Origin of the sequence: Selenomonas sp. oral taxon 892 str. F0426, assembly GCF_000468035.1 — a bacterium.
Taxonomy (GTDB): domain Bacteria; phylum Bacillota; class Negativicutes; order Selenomonadales; family Selenomonadaceae; genus Centipeda.
The window spans coordinates 322948-343174 of sequence record NZ_KI260539.1 but is presented as its reverse complement, the minus strand read 5'-3'; the positions used below and the strand labels follow the sequence as shown (position 1 = coordinate 343174).

Genomic DNA, 20227 nt, shown 5'->3' with positions numbered 1-20227 from the left:
CAAAGGGCGGATATATGCGCCTTACTTCATCATTTTGATATGATCTGCGTCCGCGCCCTTATCGCCCTGCAGCGCAGCCCATGCGTCGTGGGCACGCTCCACATACATATCGCGGACCATCTTGTTCTCGCCAATTCCATGGAGATAGGCATCCACCTTGTAGCCCTCGCCCATGAGAATGTTCTTGTGCGAATCCGGATCATCGCCCGCCATATCGTTGGTCGCATGATCGCCCGCAACCATCATCATCGGAACAAGCGTCACATGCTTGATCTTGTTCGCCTTGAGCTTCGGGATGACATCCTCAAGGCTCGGCCAGCCCTCGACCGTATAGACATAGACGTTCTTGTAGCCGAGCGCATCGAGCTTCGCCTGAATCACAGCATAGTACGCATTCGAGATATGCGGCGTGCCATGTGCCATGATGAGAATGGCATCGTCCTTCTTCTGCTGGGGGAACTGGCTGGCGAATGCCTGAATGAACTCGATGATATCATCCGGCTGCTCCTCCTGTCCCTGCCAGTACATGAGGGAAGTGCCGCAGGTCATCGTCTTGAACTGATCCTTGTAGCCGTGGAATACCCCTCTGACATAGGCATATTCCATACCCGGGATAACGTCGAGCGAGACGAGCGCCACACGTGAGTAGCCGTCCGCCTTAAGCTGCGCAAGCGCCTCCTCGGGGGTTGGGTACTTCACTCCCTCTTTCTTTGCGATGCGGTCGATGATGATGTGGGAGGTAAACGCCGTCACAACCTTCACGCCAGGATGTGCTGCCTTGATCGCATCCACCGTTGCCTCAATCGTCTTCTCACGCGTCTCCTTAAACGTCGTACCGAAGCTCGTCACAACGATGGCATCCTTGTTCGTATAGTTCCGCATCTGCGGATTCTCATACTTCAGCACACCGATCTCCGATGCCTCCATGAGTGCCGGTGTTGCTGTCTTCACCTCGGGGTTCAGCTCATATGCAGCTTCTGCCGGGCTGTACGAAAGTCCCAGAACCGCCGAGCACGCAAGCGAAGCAACCAGCATTTTCTTCCAATTCTTCATCCGAATTCCTCCCAAAAGATATAAATAAAGGCTTTCCTGCAAGAGCAAGAAAGCCCATGATCCGCATCGGTCATGAATCCCCTTCCTGTCACTCGCAGGTCTGTGCCCTCGGCACGCGGTGGATGCTCAAACAGGCAGTTCTCCTGACTCGGTTCATCGCGCCCCTGCGCCTTCCCAAGAGGATCTCCCTCCCAGTGACACAATGCAGGTTTGCTCCCCTTACAGTGGCGGGACCGTGCCGGCTCATCCGGCTTCTCTATTAAGCATGCGCATTTACGCATGCACCTGTTTCCATTTAATTCAGTTAATATACATAGAATACATCGTTAGACACAGATTGTCAATCGTTTTTCCTGCTTATTTCGCACGATCTTCTTCTACATGCGAGCGCCATTTACTTGAGGAAACGGCCCCCATCTCCGCAGCTTCTTCGACATAGGCAGAAACCGCATCGTAGTTCGCACGCACACCAGATTCTGTATTCCGATAGGTCACGGCATTTGCCTTCTTCACACCAATGGCGCCTGCTTCCTGAGCCGCATCAATATTCGCCCCAAGATAGATGAAGTCCCAGCCATCCTTCTCTTGTTTGTCCGAGATCATCTGCTTTACCTTCAGCTTCGTGAACTCCATGCTCGCATTTTCCATACCGTCCGTAATGATGACAAAGATCACCTTCGTTCCCTTGTCCTTAACGGCAGGCTCTTTCTCAGCCTTCAGGATCGTACTGCCCACAGCATCAAGCAGGGCAGTCGTGCCGCCGACCTCATATTCTTTCCCCGTCAAGGGCTTCACCTCGCGGATGTTCCGGCTCATGTAGAGTATATCCATCTTATCGTTAAAGAGGACGGCCGTCACACGCACAGGAACATCGAGGGCTTTCTGCTTCTCAATCATTGAGTTGAATCCGCCAATCGTATCGGACTCCAACCCCTGCATGGATCCGCTCTTATCGAGAACAAGCACAAGTTCAATGCGTTCCGGTCTCTCCATCGACTTTCGTGCATTCTCGGCCGGTGCCGCAGCAGCGCTCGCAGCCGTTACGCACATGAGACAGACGAGCAGTGCACATCGGATTCTATTCCACATGATAAAGCCTCCTTTGCAGATCAATAAGTCAACCACCTAGTAAATATCATATCAGGTTCAAAAAGGTATTTCTACTTATTTTCTGATTGCAAATATAAGGAGTACCTAAAAATAGAGTCCCCCTATTCCTCCGGTGTATGTGCGCCGCGGTTGATCGTCGTAAGACCACGGTAGACCGTACTGATATCCAAGTCATCCCCACGTGACTCCATGTATTTTTCCAGCTTGCGCTTCACACGCTGCAGGGCATTGTCGATCGATTTTACCTGACGGTGCAAATCGACGGCGATTTCCTGATAAGATTTCCCATCGAGATAGCTCATGAGTACACGCCACTCAAGATCGCTGAGGATCTCCTCCATTTTCTGCTCAATGTCAACGAATTCTTCTCGGCTGATCACAAGCTCCTCCGGATCACTGATTCGTGCACCCGAGAGCACATCAAGCAGCGTTCGATCGGAGTCCTCATCATAGATCGGCTTGTTGAGTGATACGTAAGAGTTTAGAGGAATGTGCTTCTGCCGCGTGGCCGTCTTAATCGCCGTGATGATCTGACGCGTCACGCAGAGCTCAGCAAAGGCGCGGAACGATGACAGCTTGTCCTCACGAAAGTCACGGATCGCCTTGAAGAATCCGATCATGCCTTCCTGTACGATATCCTCGCGATCGGCACCGATGAGAAAATAGGAGCGTGCTTTAGAGCGCACAAAATTACGGTACTTGTTGATGAGATAGTCCAGTGCCTCGTCCCCCTGGCAGGAGCGGATATGTACAAGCAGTTCCTCATCGCTGTACCCATCATAGGCACTGCTCTCTATCGACGACTCATCCAGTTCCTCTTCTTCTGCGTCGAGGTCTCCCGTCTCGAGTTCATCTGGTACCGCCTGTTCCTCATCCAACATGGACTTTTGCTTATCGCCGTAAAAAATCATACGATCGCTCCGTCACTTTCAAAGGATTCTCCTCAAGGCATGCAATGTAAAGGCAGTTCCCCTACAATCGTCCTAGTTACTTTTATATTATACCTCGATCTTAAAACCTCCGTCAAGAGACAAAAGAGAGTCACAGCACATGCCGTGACTCTCCATTTTGCCGTATTTTAGATACGTTCTCGAATGATAACCTTCTCTTCTGCATCGACATCATGCAAGAGGACAGAAACATCCTCAAGCGCCGCTGTCGGGACATTCTTGCCAACGTAATCGGCCCGGATAGGCAATTCTCTGTGCCCGCGATCGATGAGCACAGCCAGCTGGATCATTCGGGGGCGCCCAATATCGAGAAGAGCATTCATGGCTGCACGTATCGTGCGCCCTGTATAGAGTACATCGTCCACAAGTACAATCGTCTTGCCGGAGATATCCACCGGCATCTCAGTCGGATGCACAATGGGCTGATACGACAGTTCATTGAGATCGTCGCGGTAGAGGGTGATGTCAAGCACGCCGCGCGGCAGCTCACGCTGCTCGATCCGCGCAATCTCCTCCGCGATCCGCGCAGCGATGGGGACGCCGCGCGTGCGGATTCCGACGAGCACGAGATTCTCCGTGCCCTTATTCTTTTCGACAATCTCGTGCGCAATGCGCATCAGTGCGCGCCGAATGGCGTCACTGTCCATGAGGACTGCCTTTTCACGAAACTCTGTCATACCGTCATCTCCTTAGCTCATATGCCGCAGGCTGCACAATATTTCCTCCATATCTGCGGGCAGGGGGGCTGTAAAGATCATCTCGCCTCCCGTGCGCGGATGCGTGAGGCTGAGTGTCAGCGAGTGCAGTGCCTGCCCCCCAATCGCAAAGGGGTTCTTCTTCCCTGTATACTTCATATCGCCAACGAGGGGGTGTCCAATACTCGTCATATGAACACGAATCTGATGTGTGCGCCCCGTCTCAAGACGACAGGCAACAAAAGTATAATCGCCAAAGCGCTCCAGTACCTCAAAATGCGTGGTCGCAGGCTTTCCATTCTCCCGCACAATCGCCATCTTCTTGCGATCTGTCGGATGACGCCCAATATCGCCTGTAATGACGCCCGCACGCGGCACAATATTTCCGTGCACAATGGCGCGGTATTCACGGCGCGCCTCCTTGACGCGTATCTGCTGGGCGAGGACGTGATGCGCCATATCATTTTTCGCCGCGACCATGACGCCCGAGGTATCCTTGTCGAGGCGATGGACAATGCCAGGGCGCAGGACTCCATTGATCCCCGAGAGATCCCTGCAGTGATAGAGCAGCGCATTGACCAGCGTCCCCGTCATGACACCCGCAGCAGGATGAACCACCATGCCGCGCCGTTTGTTGACGACGATGATATCCGCATCCTCATAGAGAATATCGAGCGGGATGTCCTCCGCCACAATCGAGACCTCTTCCGCCGATGGCATCGTACACGCGACCTGCTCCCCCACACGCAGCTTATAGTTCGCCTTGCGGGGCATATCGTTCACGGTGACCTGCCCCTCCTCGATGAGGCGCTGCGCATAGCTGCGCGAGATGTCAGGGATATGACGCACGAGAAAGAGATCCAAGCGCTCGCCCACACGGTCGGAGATATATGTCTCACTCATGAGAGAAGCTCCTTTTTCTGTATGAAGAGCGCCCAGAGAACGGCTGCCGCCCCGAGGACAATCGCAATATCCGCCACATTGAACACCGGCCACACGCGAAAGTCGAAGAAATCCACCACGTGTCCGATCCGTATGCGGTCGATCAGATTGCTCACGGCTCCGGCTGCAAGTGCGACGCTGCCATAGTGGATGAGACATCCGCTACGCCGCAGTCGTGCATAGGACGCAAGAAATCCCACGACAAAGAATACCGCCGTGACAAGAAACAGCCACTGCTGATCACGAAAGATACCGAATGCTGCTCCAGGGTTGAGCACAAATGTAATATGGAAAAAAGGCGACGCAACAGGGATGCTCTCCCCCGGCAGCATCGTCATCTCCACATAGTATTTTACCAGCTGATCGATTAGTACGATGCCAAGAAAGGAAAATGCGGCTTTCACACATCCGCTCATCGCTCTCAAATATCCTCCTCGCCCTGTTTCACATTGTCCTTGGTGCGGCTCGCGTTCTTTTCAACGGCCATATCGGGCATCTGTGCAATCGCATCCTCAATGAGTGCGAGTTCTGCCTGTACGTTTCCCTTCATGCGGCGCAGGAATTGGTGCTTTTCCCGCACCAGGCGCTCGTACTCCGCTACAATGCCGCGCACTCTGTCCGCCGCATCATCCACCTGCGCCTTTGCCTGCAGCGTCGCCTCACGTTTGAGATTCTGTGCCTCCTTCGCCGCGGTCTCGAGCATCTGGTCTGCGTTTCTCTTGGCATTTGCCGTGACTTCCTCTGCTGTTTTCTGCGCGACGATCAGTGTCTCCCGCATACTCTGTTCGATGCGCCGAAACTCGTCACTCGCAGCCTGTTCCCGTGCCAGCTCCGCACGCAGCTGTTCATTCTCATCGAGCACCGCGGCATATGCCTTCATGATTTCATTGAGGAAATCGTTGACCTCGGTCTCATCGAATCCGCGAAAGCTTCTGCCAAATTCCTTCGCATGTATATCCATCGGTGTCAGCATTCTGCTCCCGCCTTTCCTCAAAAAAATCGGTTTAACACGACGACCGTGCGTCCCTTCTTCGTCTGTCCGCGCACCTCAGTCACGATGGCACGCCCACGTCCACGCATAGAGAGGACATCGCCCTCCTTGATTGTCTTGGATGGGCTGGCCGTACTCTGCCAGTTGAGTTTCACCTTGTCCGCTGCAATATCGTCTGCCGCACGGCTGCGTGAGATTCCAAAACCTGCCGCAACAATAGCGTCAAGCCGCAGTGAGGCCACTGTTGCACGGATCTCTTTCATTCGTTCTTCACGCGGTGCAATCTCTGACGCATCACCGAGCTGCACCTTAACGCCGACCGCGCCGATCATCGTCAAATTCTGGATGATGAAGTCAGCAATCTTCGTATCACAGAGAATCTTTGCCGTGTCCGCTATCGGCAGGATATCTCCGATCAGCTCGCGTTCAATGCCAAGCCCCATGACGGCACCGAGCACATCACGATGTGTCAGGCGGGCAAATTGACCATTCCAAGCAGCTTCCACACAGGCAATCGCAAAGCCATCCGGCCGCCCCGCAAAATCTCTGTGCCGCAGCATGGCACGCTGACGCTCCGCACCAGGATATCCGCCGTCAAAGTCAAGCTGCAGTCCGTCATAGCTGGCACAAATGGTCTCCGCAATTTCCTGTCCGTAGGGATCCAGGAAGGGGCTGAGCCGAAATTTGGCCGTCTTCACTACTGCCTCCGCAAGATCGATGAGACGAATCGCCGTCTCCTCCCCCTCGCTGCCACGATAAAAGCGGAGAATCCGCTCCTTCTGCTGCTCTGCCATTATTTACTCCCCAACTCTCTTGAACGCTCGGCCGCCGCAAGGACAGCCTCCATCAGAGCCGAGCGTACACCCGCACGCTCGAGGACACGCAGTCCCGCTGCAGTCGTTCCGGCAGGACTCGTCACCGCAGCGCGGAGCTCTGCAGGAGAGCGCTCCCCTGAGGTCACCATTTGTGCCGCACCAAGCATGGTCTGCGCCGCGAGTTCGGTCGCAGTCTCCCGTTTCAGCCCTGCAGCAACACCGCCCTCAATCAGAGCTTCCATCATCAGAAACACATAGGCAGGGCCACTGCCCGATAGTCCTGTCACGGCATCGAGATCGCTCTCCTGCACCTGAACCGTCCGTCCGGCGACTCCGAGCAGCAGCTCTGTGCGCGTACACTCCAACGCGCCCGCACAGGTACCACACGCATAGGCACTCATCCCAGCACCGACGGCAAGCGGCGTGTTCGGCATTGCACGAACAACAGGGTGCTCCGGATAAACTGCCTCAATCGCTTGGATAGGAAGTCCCGCTACAATAGAGAGGACAAGGGCGCCCTCCTTGAGGAGAGGCGCGCTCTCCTGCATTGCTGCCGCAGCTGCTGCTGGCTTTACTGCCAGAATAAGCACGTCAATATGGGGCAGAAAGACTTCTGCCCCTACCTGCGCCTGTATGCCGTATTTGTGCGTGAGCTCATCACAGCGCACAGCCTTGTGCTCAGATACGCAAATATGCGTCGGCAGCACTGCCCTCTCTTTGAGCATGCCTGCGATCAGAGCTTCCGCCATCGCGCCGCCTCCGATGATTCCGATCCGAATCTCGTCACACATCGGCCGCTACCTGTTCAGAAAAGACATATCGTCGCCAAGACGGTGCTCCTCCTCAGAGTAGCTCACATTGACGTTGTTTGGTGCGCAGAGAAACACATTGTTGCTGATCTTCTTGATATCGCCATTGAGCGCATACGTTGTTCCGCTGATAAAGTCTATGATGCGGCTTGCTACGCTCTTCTCTGTCTTTTCAAAGTTCAGCACCACGGGTTTCTTTTTTTGGAGATTAACGGCCACCTGCTGAGCATCATCAAATGTTTGCGGCTCAATGACCACGACATTCATACGATATGCGGCTACGACATTATCGATCACCGCATTGCCCGTTCCACCTGTGGACACAGAAAAATCTGGAAAGGAGGAGACGTTTGTTCCAGTCTCCGAGCGACGACCAGCACGCGAGCCAATCCCTGTCACAGGAGAGCTTTTCTTCTCCTCTTCGTGGACCTCGCTCTCCTCCATCTCATCATCCGGCGTAACACCAATGAACTTCGTTGATATTTTCTTAAAGATACTCACTGATCCCTCACACTCCTAGGGCATATTGACGTGCACCAAAAATGGCTGTGCCAACGCGAACCAGATTCGCGCCCTCCTCAACCGCAATCTCATAGTCATGCGTCATCCCCATCGAAAGATAACGGATGTCCGCCGTGCGCGGTTCCGCCGCCTTGACCTGCTGAAAGATTTCATACATCGTGCGGAAGAGCGGCCTGCACTCCTCCACATCATCATAATTCGGCGCCATGCACATAAAACCCTGCAAACGGACAGAACGCAGTCCATCAATTGCCGCCAGAAGATCATCGAGCTCCGTATAATCAATCCCCGACTTGCTTGCCTCGCGCGCCAGATTGATCTGCACCAGGATATTCTGCACCTTGCCAAATTTCGCTGCCGCCTTATCGATCTCCTCTGCCAGGCGTATCGAATCTACGGAATGAATCAGATCAAACTGCCGCACGGCGTGCTTCACCTTATTCGTCTGCAGATGTCCAATGAGATGCCATTTGACCTCACGCTCCAGTGTTTCCGCCTTCTCTAGCGCCTCCTGCACACGATTCTCTCCAATGTTCATGACACCTTTGTCGATTGCCGTCTGCATTTCCTCTACAGAATGATTCTTCGTCACCGCAATCAGCTCGACTGGTGCCTCCTTCGGCACGTGGGTACGTCGGGCACGTGCTGCCGCAATCGTATGGTATACCTGCTGAAGACGCGCTTCGATCGTCATATCTTCACTCATCTTAGTTCCATCACCGCCGCAAGCCGTCCTGTCCTGCCGTCTGCGGCACGATAGGAGTAAAAGAAATTTCGGTCACAGGAGGTACATATGCCCGCCTGATCAATATTGCGCTCTGTGAGTCCTGCCTCAATGAGCTGCATCGTGTTTGCCGTCCAGAGATCCAGGTGGATCTCGCCGTCCTGATCCTGGACAATTTTCTCTGCATACCTCGGAAATGCAGCGTGAAATCGGTCTGCCACCTCACGTCCGACCGTATAACACCCTGCCCCAATAGAGGGACCAATCCCTGCAAGCACATCGGAGGCCACTGTGCCGAACTCCTCGCCCATACGCGCCAGTGTCTTTACTGCAATCCGCTCCAGCGATCCCTTCCATCCTGCATGGACAATGCCCGCCGCATTGTGTACGGGATCGTAGAGGAGAACAGGAACGCAGTCCGCATAGCAAAGCATGAGTGCAACACCGCTGTCGTTCGTGATGACGGCATCCGCATCGGCAAGGGCATCGGCATAGTCATGTGCGCCTCGCCCCGCATCTCTCCGAAAGGCGCGCACGATCTCTGTGCCATGTATCTGGCGGATCGTACAGATTCGCTCCGCATCAAGCCCCAGAGCCGCAAAGTACCGCCGCCGATTCTCCCACACATTGCTTGGTTCGTCGCCAACATGGAGCGCCATATTGAGTGTATCGAACGGCACAGGGCTTACGCCTCCCTGACGCGCAGAAAATCCGTGTATGAGGCGATCCTCTGGAAAGATATCGAGCGAACCACTCCATAGGTTGTCCCGCAGATGCTTCAATACGAAACTCATACGATCGTCCTTTCTTTGTCGGGCGCACAGACACCACAGCGCGTACATCCATCGAAGCAGCTCGGCGTTGCTTTCAGAGCCTCCGCGCGCACGTATTCCTGCCGCAGATACCCCTTTGTAAACCCCATGTCCAGGTGTTCCCAGGGGAGCAGTTCGTCCGCTGTCCATGACCGCGTCAGGTAGTCGTCCGGGGACAGCCCCGCCTCCTGCATCTCCGGCACTAGATCCTTTGCCCCACGTCCCTCTGACGCCCGTATGAGCGGTGCAGCAAGACGGCGATCGCCTCGTGCGAGAATGGCCTGGACGAGCGCCTCCTTCGGCGACTCGAAGTGGACGACAATCTTTTTTTGACGGCGCAGTGCCTGTGTGATTCTCTTCATCACCGCATCGAGACGCTTCTTGTCCGCCATCGGCATCCACTGAAACGGAGTGAACGGCTTTGGAACAAAGGGATTGATGCTGAGTGTCAGCGTTCCGCGGCAGCCCCTCTCGTCCATATATCTGCGAAGGCGCTCCGCAAGATCAATGATCGACGCAATATCGTCATCTTCCTCGAAGGGGAGGCCGACCATGATATACAGTTTGAAATTTGGAATGTGTGCCGCTGCCCCGAGATCGATCGCCGTGAAGAGGTGATGCTCCTCGATCCCCTTGTTGATGACGGCACGCATGCGTGCGCTCCCGGCCTCAGGGGCGAGCGTCAGCGTCTTCAGCCCACTAGCTGCAAGGGATTCAACCAGCTCCTGCGTCACCGAATCTGCACGAAACGACGCAACGGACATGGACAGCCCCTCTCCGAGAATAGAGCGGCAAAGAGCATCGATCTCCGGATAGTCCGAGATCGCTGCACCCATGAGGCCAATTTTCTTGCCGTAGGGGAGTGCTGCGCGCACCTGCTCCTCAATGACTGCGAGAGAGCGATTGCGCGGGCGGCGAAAGCAATACCCCGCCATACAGAAGCGACAATGACGGCCACAGCCGCGCGCCGTCTCGATGAGATAGAAGTTGAACTCCGTATCCTCCGTGACAACGACCGTATGTGCTGGATATGCATCCAGATTCTCCACCCACTGTCGTGCGATCTTGGAGGGCGCATCATCTGTTGAGCGAAGTGCCGTTAACCGTCCGTCCGCATCATAGACCGGAGTGTAAAGAGCAGGAACATAGACCCCCGGAACGAGGGCCAAATGGTGCAGAAGTGCCGTCCGATCAAGCCCCTGGCGAAGTCCCTCATGATACGCATCCATCAAGGCCGGCATAATCACCTCGCCCTCGCCGATCACAAAGGCATCGGCAATCTCTGCAAGGGGTTCCGGGTTGAATGTCGCACATGGCCCTCCTGTAATCACAAGGGGATCACGTCCCGTACGTTCTGCCGCAAGAGGTCGAACATGGCTGAGTTCCAGCATCTTGATGATGTTGAAGTAATCCATCTCGAAGGAAACGGCAAAGCCGATGAGAGCGAAGTCCGCAAGAGGCGTCTGCGTCTCCACGCTCATCATCGGCGTCTGCGTGCGTTCATAGCGAGGAAGTTCTGTACGGTCGGGCAGGAAGAACCGCTCACATGCAGTATCCACACGCTTGTTGAGAAGATCGTAGATAATGTGCAGTCCAAGGTTCGACATACCCACGAAGTAGGTATTTGGATAGACGAGCGCAAAGCGCGTTCGTCCTCCTGCTGGATAGCGGTAAGACCCACGCTCCTGTGCAAACCGATCCTGTAAACTGCTCTTCAGACGGTGATCCAAATCCTGCCTCTTTCGTTCTCGTTACTCCTTCCCCCGATGCGCGCGCAGGGTTTCCAGCTCCTCGATGAAATTTGTAATGTCATCAAATTTTCGATAGACGGAAGCAAAGCGAATATAGGCGACCTCGTCGAAGTCCTTCAACCGCTCCATGACGATCTCGCCGATCTTCTCAGACGGCACCTCAGGCTCCGTACGGTTGCGGATATCGCGCTCGATCTCCGCGACAAAGTTCGTGATTTGCTCCATCGAGATGTCGCGCTTATCACAGGAACGAATAATCCCCGTCAGCAGCTTATCCCGGCTGAACGGCTCACGGCGATTATCCCGCTTGACGACCATGAGCGGCAGCTTCTCCACTACCTCATAGGTCGTAAAGCGCCGCCCACATTCACCACATTCACGGCGGCGTCGGATCGTCGTCCCATCATCGGCTGCTCTTGAATCGATCACCCGGCTGTCCGGCTGCTTGCAAAAAGGACATTTCATCGTACTTCATCCTTCCTCATTGCCGTTCTCACTGCGTATTCTTTGCGCCTGCCGTGCTCCTCGTATCCCGCGCATTTCCCCCGTTTGCGGCACTGCGCTCCGCGCGCCCGGAGGGCTGCTGGTCCTTAGCCGATACGGATTCCTGCGTACGTGCAGGGGGCAGGGTATCCTTCAAGTCCTTTGACGTCTTTGTGAAGCGGCGCTCGACCACTTCTCCGTAATCTCCGAATTTGCCGAGTTTTCTCCCGTTCAGCGATACATCCAGGGCTCCCGCATTGCCCGCGCGAATAACAACAGAGTCCTTGCCCTGCCAGTTCTCTGTTTTCCCCTTTTCGATGATCCCCTCAAAAACATTCTTTCCGTCGATGCTTACTTCCGTCCAGCAGCGCTCTGAAAGAGTCACGCTCACACGCACCCCGTCTGACGTTGCCTCTGCACGCGCTGCATCGGTCGCATCAGCCTCAGCAGACGCCTTAGAGGGTCCTGCCTGCTCCGTCTTGACTGCCGGAACCTGCGCTGTTTCCTTCGCAGGAGAATTGATCGCCGAGATGACGGCCGCGCCTCCGCCCACGAGTGCGGCCAAAACGACGATCCCGATCGCGAGCTTTGCAAATATCCCAGCATAGGATGCACTCGTGCCTCCTATAGAGATCTGAGAGAGAGACTCATCGCCCACATTGCTCAGAGAAATGCGCCGTGCGCTGCTCTCTGGCTCCGGAGAAACCGGTACAGGTGCTGCTCCATTCTCCTCTGCAAACTGCTGCACGAGCATCTCCGCATCCATGTGCAGGAACTTTGCATAGTTGCGTACGAAACCCTTCGCATAGACCATTCCAGGCAATTCATCAATGTTGCCTCGCTCAATATGCTCGATATAAAGCCTACGAATACTCGTCCCTTGCTCGATATCGGCAATTGTCAGCCCTTGTTTCTCGCGCTCTCTTCGCAAGATGTCCCCTACCATGAGACTCCCTCCCTGACTTTTGTCACTTACGGTATATAAATTGATTATACATGAACTATCTTACAAAGACAAGGAATCACAGATAAAATAAGGTCTGCCGGATTTTCAGCGTTCCGATGCGATCTGTGTCATCGTATCGGCAAACTCCTCCACGTCCGCATGCTCGGTAAAGCGCCCAATACTAACACGGATCGCCCTGCGCGCCTCTTCCTCTGAGAGATGCATTGCGCACAGGACGTGGGAGGGGTGTGCGGCGCCCGCACTGCAGGCACTTCCAGCAGATACTGCAAAGCCCATGAGATCAAGACGAATGAGCAAGCTATCCTGTGCGAGGGCCTGTGTGCCAAAATTCAAGATCCCGGCAAGACAATGTTTTTGCGCACCATGAAATACAATCCCATCAATAGCGCTGAGTCGGCTTCGAAGAAAGTCGGCTTCCGACCGAATGCGCCGTTCCTCCGCATCCATCTCCGCCAGCGCAATCTCCGCCGCACGACCGCATCCGACAATCGCCGCGACATTCTCCGTACCCGCCCGGTAATCACGCTCCTGTGCTCCGCCGTGAAGCAGCGGTGCACACTTTGTCCCGCGCCGCAGATAGAGAGCACCAATGCCCTTAGGCCCGCAGAATTTATGCGCAGAAAAGGAAAGAGCATCCACCTGCAGTGCATTCACATCGAGTGGAATATGTCCAGCCGCCTGCACCGCATCCGTATGAAACGGAATGCCGCGTGCGTGCAGACGCGCACCGATCTCCGCAATCGGCTGGATGGTTCCGACCTCATTGTTCGCCGTCATGACGCTGACAAGCGCCGTATCGGTACCGAGTGCCGCCTCGATGTCATCGGGATCAACCATCCCCTCATAGTCAACAGGAACTGAAGTGATGGAGAAGCCAAGCGTCTCCAGATAGCGACACGTCTCACGCACGGCGGCATGCTCGATCGCCGAAATCACGATGTGCGCGCCGCAGCCCGCCGCCCTGCGTTCCGCGGCAATTCCGCACAACGCCCAGTTATCGCTCTCCGTTCCACCACTTGTAAAAAAAAGCTCGTCGGGTGCAGCTCCAATCAAGGCTGCCGCCTGCTCACGCGCGCACATAACGGCACGCCGCGCCGTCTGACCGAAGTGATGGAGGCTCGATGGATTTCCATAGGCCTCTGTCAAATACGGCTGCATCGCAGCAAGGACACGCGCATCAAGAGGACTTGTTGCGGCATAGTCGAAATAGATACGCTTCACTGATTGCACCCAATGCGATGTCGATTGCGCTGCACAAGATCAGCAAGTGAAATATTATTTAGGACAGCGTTCATGCTGTCGCAGACCTCTACCCAGATCTGACGTGTGACGCAGCTGCCCGCACGTACGCAGCTCTGATCGTCTGCCTCCGCACTCGCGAGCACGCAGTCCACGAGGGCAATCGGTCCTTCAACGGCCGTGATAATCCGCCCAATGGTAACATCTTCGGGCGCGCGTGCAAGTGTATAGCCGCCCTGTGCCCCGCGTACGCTCTCTACAAGTCCTGCACGCCGAAGCGGCGCCATCAGCTGCTCGAGATAGTTCTCTGAGATTCCCTGCGTCTTTGCAATTGTCTTGAGAGGAACAACCCCCTCACCATAGTGCAGGGCAAGTTCATAGAGCGCCGTCACACTGTAGCGCCCCTTCGTTGAAAGTTTCATATCATCTCCCGGATGGATGGATTCCCCATCAATCCCAATAAAAATCAGTCTATTTCAGGTCATTATAAATGAGTTTCGTTTTCCTGTCAAAAATGGCATGCATCATGAGCCCGTCGATCCGAATCCGCCCGAACGTGCTCCTCCATGTCCCGCCGTATCGCCGTCCACGGTCAGATAGTGGGTAAAAATGCCCTGTGCAATTCGCTCGCCTGCCGCAATATGGACAGCTTCCGTTCCATAATTATAAAGCGGGATAAATATATGGCCCTCATTCTCCGCATTTCCATAGTAATCAGCATCAATGACGCCAACGCTGTTCATGAGCATGAGATGCTTCTTGAGTGCCGCACTCGAACGGATATAGATGAGCAGAACCTCGTCCGGCTGCATATACGCCTTAACCCCCGTGGGAACGAGACAGCCCTCACCCGCCTGAATCTCGACAGACTCCGCCGCCGCAAAATCATATCCCGTGCTGGCCCCCGTCTTGCGCTCCGGCAGATGAATTCCCGTCGATTCATACATGGAAACGATCTCAAATCCGCGTGTCTTCATATGTTCTCCTCAAAAAGAAAAACACTGCACCGAACCGGTGCAGCAGCATTATTTCTTTGCCCCTCAGGACTCATCGGCCAGAACCTTCACCGTTTGTCCGGGCGTAATGGTTGATATCGCGTGCTTATAGATCATCTGCTGCTTCCCCATCGTATCAACGAGCACAACAAAATTGTCAAAGCCTCGTACCGTCCCCTTGATCTGGAACCCATTCACGAGATGGATTGTCACAGAGATACCGTCCTTACGCACCTGATTAAGAAAATTGTCCTGCAGATTGATGATTTTTGCCGTCACGCCTGAGCGCCCCTTTCTCTTACTTCCTGCCATGCACGCACATCCGCGAGGATCTCATGCAGGAGTTCTGTCTCCGTTCGCGCATCCGCATCATACCAGTGGATGTAGGGCATACGCCGATACCAGGTCAGCTGACGCTTCGCAAAGTGACGCGTCGCCGTCTGGATAGCATTGATCGCCTGTGACTTACTCATCCTCCCAGCAAGATAAGCAACGGTCTCCTTGTAGCCGATCCCCTTCATCGCAGGAGCATCGCGATCTATTCCAGATGCGAGAAGAGCCGCCACCTCATCCGTAAGTCCCGCCGCAAACATTGCTTCCACCCGAGCATTGATGCGTTCATAGAGATGGGCACGTCCCCGTGTGAGTCCGATGACAAAGGCATCGTAGGGAGCTGTACCACACGCAAGTGCACTCTCCTGTGAGATTTGTTCATCTCCATAGCGTACAACCTCGAGTGCGCGGATCACACGCCTGAGATTATTGGCGTGCAGGCGCTCTGCTGCAGCGGGATCACGATGCGCCAGAAAGGAATGGACGCGTGCATTGCCGCGCCGGCGCGCAATGCCCTCCAGAGCACGGCGAAACGCCGTATGCTCACGCGTTTCGTTGAAGTCATACCCCTCGACAAGTGCCTTGATGTAGAGTCCTGTCCCGCCAACAACGAAGGGGATTCTCCCCCTCGCTTCGTGTTGGGCGATCAACGCAGAGGCACGCCCAACAAATTCCGTCACAGAGAATGTTTCATCCGCATCAAGAATGTCGATGAGATGATGCGGGACACGTGCGCGCTCCTCTGCTGACGGCTTTGCACTGCCGATGTCAAAACCAAGATAGACGAGCATCGAGTCACCTGAGATAATATCCGTCCCAAGGCTCTCTGCAAGGTGGAGTGACAGCGCGGTCTTACCGACCGCTGTTGGGCCAAGCAGTACGAGAAGGGGGCTTTTGAAACGTGCCGTCAAAGCTCGATCGTTTCGCCGGGCGCAACAACATTCACTTTCGCACGCGTCATCGCCTCCGTGACCTCCTTATAGTGTCTGACCTCCTGCGCGATGACCGGCCATGTATTGTAATGGATGGGAATGACATGTCCCGCGTTGACCCACTGCGCCGCCATCGCTGCATCCTCAAGACCCATCGTATAGTTATCACCAATGGGGAGCACGGCATAGTCAATCGCATCCTTGCGCCCGATCAGCTGCATATCGCTGAAAAGTGCGGTATCGCCTGAATAGTACACGACCTTGCCGCCGATGTAAACAACGAAGCCGCACGCAATCCCGCCGGCAACGCCTGCGCTGTGTTGGGCGAATGTCATGCGCACCTTGCCAAACGGCAGATCAAGCGAGCCGCCGATGTTCATTGGATGGGATTTGATCTCTGCAAGTGCCTGCCCCTCACAGACGGAGATGACCTCTGGAATGGCGACGATCGCCGCTCCCGTGCGCGCCGCAATTGATGGTGCATCGCCAAGGTGATCCCCGTGCGCGTGCGTAAGCAGGATGAAATCGCAGTCCACCTCGTTCGCCGCGATGCTCGCCGTCGGATTCCCCGTCAGGAACGGATCCACAAGCACCTTATGCGTTCCGTCATCAAGCAAAAAAGCCGCATGACCGTAGTAACTGAATTTTACCATTGCGACCACTCCCCTGTTTTCACAATTCTTCGTTGTTTTTATTATACGATTTGTCCAAACAATGTCAATAGAAAAGCCGCTTCGTTCAGGCGGTCCCCCCGAACGAAGCGGCTTGCAGTCAAACTCTTACTTGATGCTGAGCGTCAGCTTCTCTCCGTTGACGTTCCACTCCTTGCTTGTGCCCGCCGGTGCATCGTAGGAAATGCTGTCAGCAAGCGTAATCTCGGAAATGAACGCCTCGTTCTTCGCTGCGATCGCCGTGAGCTTCGCGTTACCCGAAAGATCGAGCGCTATATGATCGGTGACCTCAAGCCCGCATTCCTTGCGCATCGTCTGCACCTTGCTGATGATCTCGCGGACAAACCCCTCCTCGAGGAGTTCCGGCGTAAGCGTTGTCTCGAGCGCAACGGTGACACCGCCATAGCTCTGGCAGTTGTAGCCCTCCTGCTGGGAGACCGTCACCTCGACATCCTCGGACGTGACTGTAACATCGCCGTCCGCAAGATGCAGCGTGTAGCTGCCGCCTGCGAGCGCATCCTTCACCGCTGCGCCGTCGCTCTCTTCGAGCGCCTTCTTGACCGCATTCATCTGCTTACCGACCTTCGCGCCGAGCACGCGGAAGTTCGGCTTCACATGATAGGCGAGGAAGTCCGACATATCGTCGCGGAACGTGACCGCCTTGACATTCAGCTCATCCTCGATGATCGCGACGAAGAACTCCGGCAGTGCGTGCTCCGCCTTGACGAACATATTCGCGACCGGTTGGCGGTTCTTGATATTCGCTGCGTTGCGTGCCGCACGCCCGAGCGTCACGACCTCGAGCACGATCTCCATATTCTCCTCGAGCGCAGGATCGATTAACGATTCGTTCACCGTCGGGTAATCAGCGAGGTGCACCGAGATCGGCGCCGTCTTGTCGACCGAGCAGACGAGATTGCGGTAAATGCTCTCCGTGATGAACGGCACCATCGGCGCCGCCGCCTTCACCGTCGTCACAAGCGCAGTATAAAGCGTGAGGTAGGCATCCACCTTGTCCTGCTCCATGCCCTTCGCCCAGAAACGGCTGCGGCTGCGGCGCACGTACCAGTTCGACAGCTCCTCGACGAAGGCCTGCACCGCCTTCGCCGCCTCTGTCACGCGGTAATTGCCGAGGCAGTCATCCACCGTACGCACCATCGTATTCAGGCGCGAGAAGACCCAGCGGTCCATGACCGAAAGGCGATCATAGTCGAGCGTGTACGCCGTCGGGTCGAAATTGTCGATGTTCGCATAGAGAACGTAGAACGCATACGTGTTCCAGAGCGTCCCCATGAACTTGCGCGCACCCTCCTGCACCGCGTCGTCAGAGAAGCGGTTCGGCAGCCACGGCGCACTGTTCTCGTAGAAGTACCAGCGAATCGCATCCGCACCGTGACGGCGCAGTGCATCCATCGGCTCGACCGCATTTCCCTTCGACTTGCTCATCTTCTGCCCGTTCTCGTCCTGCACATGACCGAGGACGATGACATTCTTGTACGGACTCTTGTCAAAGAGCAGCGTCGAAATCGCAATCAGGGAGTAGAACCAGCCGCGCGTCTGATCGACCGCCTCGGAGATGAAGTCTGCGGGGAAGTATTTCTCAAAGATCTCCTTGTTCTCAAACGGATAGTGCCACTGTGCAAACGGCATCGCACCGGAATCAAACCAGCAGTCGATGACCTCGGGCACGCGGTGCATCTCCGCACCGCAGTTCTCGCATGGGAATGTGACCGCATCGATGTACGGGCGATGCAGCTCAATATCCGCAGGGCAATTCGGCTGAAGTCCGCGCAGCTCCTCGATGGAGCCGACGGCGTGCTCATGCCCGCAGTCGCATTTCCAGATATTGAGAGGAGTGCCCCAGTAACGGTCACGGCTGATGCCCCAGTCCTGCACATGCTCGATCCAGTTGCCGAACCGCCCCTCGCCAATCGTCTTTGGAATCCAGTTGACCGTGTTATTGTTCGCTACGAGCGCATCGCGCACCGCCGTCATCCGGATGAACCACGAGGCCCGCGCGTAGTAGATCAGTGGAGTATCGCACCGCCAGCAGTGCGGATAGCTGTGCGTAAACTCCGGTGCCTTGAAGAGTTTGCCCGACTTATCGAGATCCTCGAGGATCAGAGGGTCGGCATCCTTTACGAAGACCCCCGGCCAGTCCGTCTCCTCCGTCATCTCACCCTTGTCATTGACAAACTGGACGAACGGCATGCCGTACTTGCGGCAGACGCGGTTATCGTCCTCACCGAATGCGGGTGCCGTATGGACAATGCCCGTGCCGTCCTCAGTCGTGACATAGTCGTCGCAGATGACGAAGAATGCCTTGTCCTGCACATCCTTGCCCGCAAACGGATAGAGCGGCTCGTACTTGCGGTACTCGAGATCGCAGCCCTTCATGGTCTCCAAAATCTCGCGGTCACCCCACGAGTCTGCAAATACACTGTCCATCAGTGCCTCGGCAAGATAGTAGACCTTGCCATAGACGCGCACCTTGACGTACGTCACGTTCGGGTTCACGCACAGACCGAGGTTCGACGGGAGCGTCCACGGTGTCGTCGTCCACGCGAGGAAATAGGCATCCTCGTCCACCGCCTTGAACTTTACAATCGCCGAGCGCTCCGTCACATCCTTGTAGCCCTGTGCCACCTCGTGCGAGGACAGCGGCGTGCCGCAGCGCGGGCAATACGGAACAATCTTGTGCCCCTGATAGAGCAGCCCTTTCTTCCAGATCTCCTTGAGTGCCCACCATTCAGATTCAATGAAGTTGTTCTCATACGTGATGTAGGGATGCTCCATATCCGCCCAGAAACCAACGACATCGGAGAACTCCTCCCACATCGCCTTGTACGTCCAGACAGATTCACGGCACTTCTTGATGAATGGCTCGATGCCGTAGTCCTCGATCTGCTCCTTACCGTTGATGCCGATCGCCTTCTCAACCTCGAGTTCGACAGGCAGGCCATGCGTATCCCAGCCAGCCTTGCGGAGCACCTTGCGCCCCTTCATTGATTGATAGCGCGGCAGCATATCCTTGATGACGCGCGTCAATACGTGCCCGATGTGCGGGCGGCCGTTCGCCGTCGGCGGGCCGTCATAGAACGTGAACGTCTCGCAGCCCTCACGCTGGTCCACCGCCTGCTGTGCAATATGATTCTCGCGCCAAAAATCCGCAACGGCTTTCTCACGCGCGGCAAAATTCAGATTGGTATCTACTTTCTCGTACAAAGAAACCCCTCCCGTAGCATAGTCACGTCATTCTAGCACACGGAAGGGGATTTTTCAAGGAACAGACGGCATCTGCCCAAGATTTCCCTTGCACCTTGATGCAAAGAGTGCTATAACCAACGATAGATATAGAAAGCACAGATAAAATTCACTCCAATTTTAGCAAAGGTTTTATCAGCGATTCCGAAAGGATCGTCGGTTTACACAG

General features: G+C 55.3%; 22 protein-coding genes and 1 riboswitch. All 22 genes read right to left on the bottom strand.

The annotated features are described in order from the left end of the window. Positions 1-21: 21 nt before the first annotated feature. The 22 genes from HMPREF1992_RS06805 to ileS all read right to left on the bottom strand — a co-directional run bounded on the left by HMPREF1992_RS06805 (position 22) and on the right by ileS (position 20019). Positions 22-1053, bottom strand: a complete 1032-nt coding sequence (locus HMPREF1992_RS06805; RefSeq protein ID WP_021685135.1) for a sirohydrochlorin cobaltochelatase — start codon at positions 1051-1053, stop codon at positions 22-24. A 115-nt stretch (positions 1054-1168) separates the two neighbouring features. Next, positions 1169-1357: riboswitch (cobalamin riboswitch) on the bottom strand. A 53-nt stretch (positions 1358-1410) separates the two neighbouring features. Continuing rightward, on the bottom strand, positions 1411-2142 hold the full coding sequence (locus HMPREF1992_RS06795; protein ID WP_037358839.1) for a vWA domain-containing protein: 732 nt from the start codon (positions 2140-2142) through the stop codon (positions 1411-1413). A gap of 122 nt (positions 2143-2264) precedes the next feature. Then, on the bottom strand, positions 2265-3074 hold the full coding sequence (sigH, locus tag HMPREF1992_RS06790; RefSeq protein WP_021685132.1) for an RNA polymerase sporulation sigma factor SigH: 810 nt from the start codon (positions 3072-3074) through the stop codon (positions 2265-2267). A gap of 167 nt (positions 3075-3241) precedes the next feature. Further along, positions 3242-3790, bottom strand: coding sequence for a bifunctional pyr operon transcriptional regulator/uracil phosphoribosyltransferase PyrR (gene pyrR / locus HMPREF1992_RS06785; protein ID WP_021685131.1), 549 nt, complete (start codon positions 3788-3790; stop codon positions 3242-3244). 12 nt (positions 3791-3802) lie between these two features. Beyond that, entirely contained in the window at positions 3803-4711 is a 909-nt protein-coding gene (locus tag HMPREF1992_RS06780) for an RluA family pseudouridine synthase (RefSeq protein WP_021685130.1), read from the bottom strand. Further along, positions 4708-5166 (bottom strand): signal peptidase II, encoded by a 459-nt coding sequence (gene lspA / locus HMPREF1992_RS06775; protein WP_021685129.1) that lies wholly within the window; start codon positions 5164-5166, stop codon positions 4708-4710. Before lspA ends, HMPREF1992_RS06780 begins: the two co-directional genes overlap by 4 nt. Positions 5167-5171: 5 nt before the next feature. Continuing rightward, positions 5172-5723, bottom strand: a complete 552-nt coding sequence (locus HMPREF1992_RS06770; protein ID WP_021685128.1) for a DivIVA domain-containing protein — start codon at positions 5721-5723, stop codon at positions 5172-5174. 17 nt (positions 5724-5740) lie between these two features. Further along, positions 5741-6535: an RNA-binding protein gene (locus HMPREF1992_RS06765; RefSeq protein WP_021685127.1), complete on the bottom strand. Its 795-nt coding sequence runs from the start codon at positions 6533-6535 to the stop codon at positions 5741-5743. Further along, positions 6535-7347, bottom strand: a complete 813-nt coding sequence (gene proC / locus HMPREF1992_RS06760) for a pyrroline-5-carboxylate reductase (RefSeq protein WP_021685126.1) — start codon at positions 7345-7347, stop codon at positions 6535-6537. Before proC ends, HMPREF1992_RS06765 begins: the two co-directional genes overlap by 1 nt. A gap of 6 nt (positions 7348-7353) precedes the next feature. Then, entirely contained in the window at positions 7354-7866 is a 513-nt protein-coding gene (locus HMPREF1992_RS06755; RefSeq protein WP_021685125.1) for a cell division protein SepF, read from the bottom strand. 7 nt (positions 7867-7873) lie between these two features. After that, positions 7874-8593 (bottom strand): YggS family pyridoxal phosphate-dependent enzyme, encoded by a 720-nt coding sequence (locus tag HMPREF1992_RS06750; RefSeq protein WP_021685124.1) that lies wholly within the window; start codon positions 8591-8593, stop codon positions 7874-7876. After that, a complete protein-coding gene (gene pgeF, locus HMPREF1992_RS06745; RefSeq protein ID WP_021685123.1) occupies positions 8590-9405 on the bottom strand; it encodes a peptidoglycan editing factor PgeF in 816 nt (271 codons plus the stop codon). Before pgeF ends, HMPREF1992_RS06750 begins: the two co-directional genes overlap by 4 nt. Continuing rightward, a complete protein-coding gene (locus tag HMPREF1992_RS06740) occupies positions 9402-11153 on the bottom strand; it encodes a radical SAM protein (RefSeq protein WP_037358834.1) in 1752 nt (583 codons plus the stop codon). Before HMPREF1992_RS06740 ends, pgeF begins: the two co-directional genes overlap by 4 nt. Before the next feature lie 21 nt (positions 11154-11174). Continuing rightward, complete coding sequence (nrdR, locus tag HMPREF1992_RS06735; RefSeq protein WP_021685121.1) at positions 11175-11639, bottom strand: transcriptional regulator NrdR; 465 nt, start codon at positions 11637-11639, stop codon at positions 11175-11177. A gap of 28 nt (positions 11640-11667) precedes the next feature. Then, positions 11668-12603 carry a RodZ domain-containing protein gene (locus HMPREF1992_RS06730; RefSeq protein ID WP_021685120.1) on the bottom strand — a complete coding sequence of 312 codons (936 nt, stop codon included), beginning with the start codon at positions 12601-12603 and terminating at the stop codon, positions 11668-11670. A gap of 105 nt (positions 12604-12708) precedes the next feature. Next, positions 12709-13845 carry a cysteine desulfurase family protein gene (locus tag HMPREF1992_RS06725; protein WP_021685119.1) on the bottom strand — a complete coding sequence of 379 codons (1137 nt, stop codon included), beginning with the start codon at positions 13843-13845 and terminating at the stop codon, positions 12709-12711. Continuing rightward, entirely contained in the window at positions 13842-14285 is a 444-nt protein-coding gene (locus HMPREF1992_RS06720; RefSeq protein WP_021685118.1) for an Rrf2 family transcriptional regulator, read from the bottom strand. Before HMPREF1992_RS06720 ends, HMPREF1992_RS06725 begins: the two co-directional genes overlap by 4 nt. Before the next feature lie 102 nt (positions 14286-14387). Then, on the bottom strand, positions 14388-14840 hold the full coding sequence (locus HMPREF1992_RS06715) for a dUTP diphosphatase (RefSeq protein WP_021685117.1): 453 nt from the start codon (positions 14838-14840) through the stop codon (positions 14388-14390). A 63-nt stretch (positions 14841-14903) separates the two neighbouring features. Next, positions 14904-15137 (bottom strand): RNA chaperone Hfq, encoded by a 234-nt coding sequence (gene hfq, locus HMPREF1992_RS06710; protein WP_021685116.1) that lies wholly within the window; start codon positions 15135-15137, stop codon positions 14904-14906. Continuing rightward, positions 15134-16102 carry a tRNA (adenosine(37)-N6)-dimethylallyltransferase MiaA gene (gene miaA, locus HMPREF1992_RS06705; protein ID WP_021685115.1) on the bottom strand — a complete coding sequence of 323 codons (969 nt, stop codon included), beginning with the start codon at positions 16100-16102 and terminating at the stop codon, positions 15134-15136. The genes hfq and miaA overlap by 4 nt, the downstream gene beginning before the upstream one ends. Beyond that, the gene (locus HMPREF1992_RS06700; RefSeq protein WP_021685114.1) at positions 16099-16776 is read right to left on the bottom strand and encodes a metal-dependent hydrolase; all 678 of its coding nucleotides are present in this window, start codon (positions 16774-16776) and stop codon (positions 16099-16101) included. Before HMPREF1992_RS06700 ends, miaA begins: the two co-directional genes overlap by 4 nt. 126 nt (positions 16777-16902) lie before the next feature. Beyond that, a complete protein-coding gene (gene ileS, locus HMPREF1992_RS06695) occupies positions 16903-20019 on the bottom strand; it encodes an isoleucine--tRNA ligase (RefSeq protein ID WP_021685113.1) in 3117 nt (1038 codons plus the stop codon). Between the last annotated feature and the right edge of the window lie 208 nt (positions 20020-20227).

Coding starts and splice junctions, on each gene's coding strand:
- HMPREF1992_RS06805 (WP_021685135.1), bottom strand. CDS start 1,053: ATGAAGAATTGGAAGAAAATGCTGGTTGCTTCGCTTGCGTGCTCGGCG.
- HMPREF1992_RS06795 (WP_037358839.1), bottom strand. CDS start 2,142: ATGTGGAATAGAATCCGATGTGCACTGCTCGTCTGTCTCATGTGCGTA.
- sigH (WP_021685132.1), bottom strand. CDS start 3,074: ATGATTTTTTACGGCGATAAGCAAAAGTCCATGTTGGATGAGGAACAG.
- pyrR (WP_021685131.1), bottom strand. CDS start 3,790: ATGACAGAGTTTCGTGAAAAGGCAGTCCTCATGGACAGTGACGCCATT.
- HMPREF1992_RS06780 (WP_021685130.1), bottom strand. CDS start 4,711: ATGAGTGAGACATATATCTCCGACCGTGTGGGCGAGCGCTTGGATCTC.
- lspA (WP_021685129.1), bottom strand. CDS start 5,166: ATGAGCGGATGTGTGAAAGCCGCATTTTCCTTTCTTGGCATCGTACTA.
- HMPREF1992_RS06770 (WP_021685128.1), bottom strand. CDS start 5,723: ATGCTGACACCGATGGATATACATGCGAAGGAATTTGGCAGAAGCTTT.
- HMPREF1992_RS06765 (WP_021685127.1), bottom strand. CDS start 6,535: ATGGCAGAGCAGCAGAAGGAGCGGATTCTCCGCTTTTATCGTGGCAGC.
- proC (WP_021685126.1), bottom strand. CDS start 7,347: ATGTGTGACGAGATTCGGATCGGAATCATCGGAGGCGGCGCGATGGCG.
- HMPREF1992_RS06750 (WP_021685124.1), bottom strand. CDS start 8,593: ATGAGTGAAGATATGACGATCGAAGCGCGTCTTCAGCAGGTATACCAT.
- pgeF (WP_021685123.1), bottom strand. CDS start 9,405: ATGAGTTTCGTATTGAAGCATCTGCGGGACAACCTATGGAGTGGTTCG.
- nrdR (WP_021685121.1), bottom strand. CDS start 11,639: ATGAAATGTCCTTTTTGCAAGCAGCCGGACAGCCGGGTGATCGATTCA.
- HMPREF1992_RS06730 (WP_021685120.1), bottom strand. CDS start 12,603: ATGGTAGGGGACATCTTGCGAAGAGAGCGCGAGAAACAAGGGCTGACA.
- HMPREF1992_RS06720 (WP_021685118.1), bottom strand. CDS start 14,285: ATGAAACTTTCAACGAAGGGGCGCTACAGTGTGACGGCGCTCTATGAA.
- HMPREF1992_RS06715 (WP_021685117.1), bottom strand. CDS start 14,840: ATGAAGACACGCGGATTTGAGATCGTTTCCATGTATGAATCGACGGGA.
- HMPREF1992_RS06700 (WP_021685114.1), bottom strand. CDS start 16,776: ATGGTAAAATTCAGTTACTACGGTCATGCGGCTTTTTTGCTTGATGAC.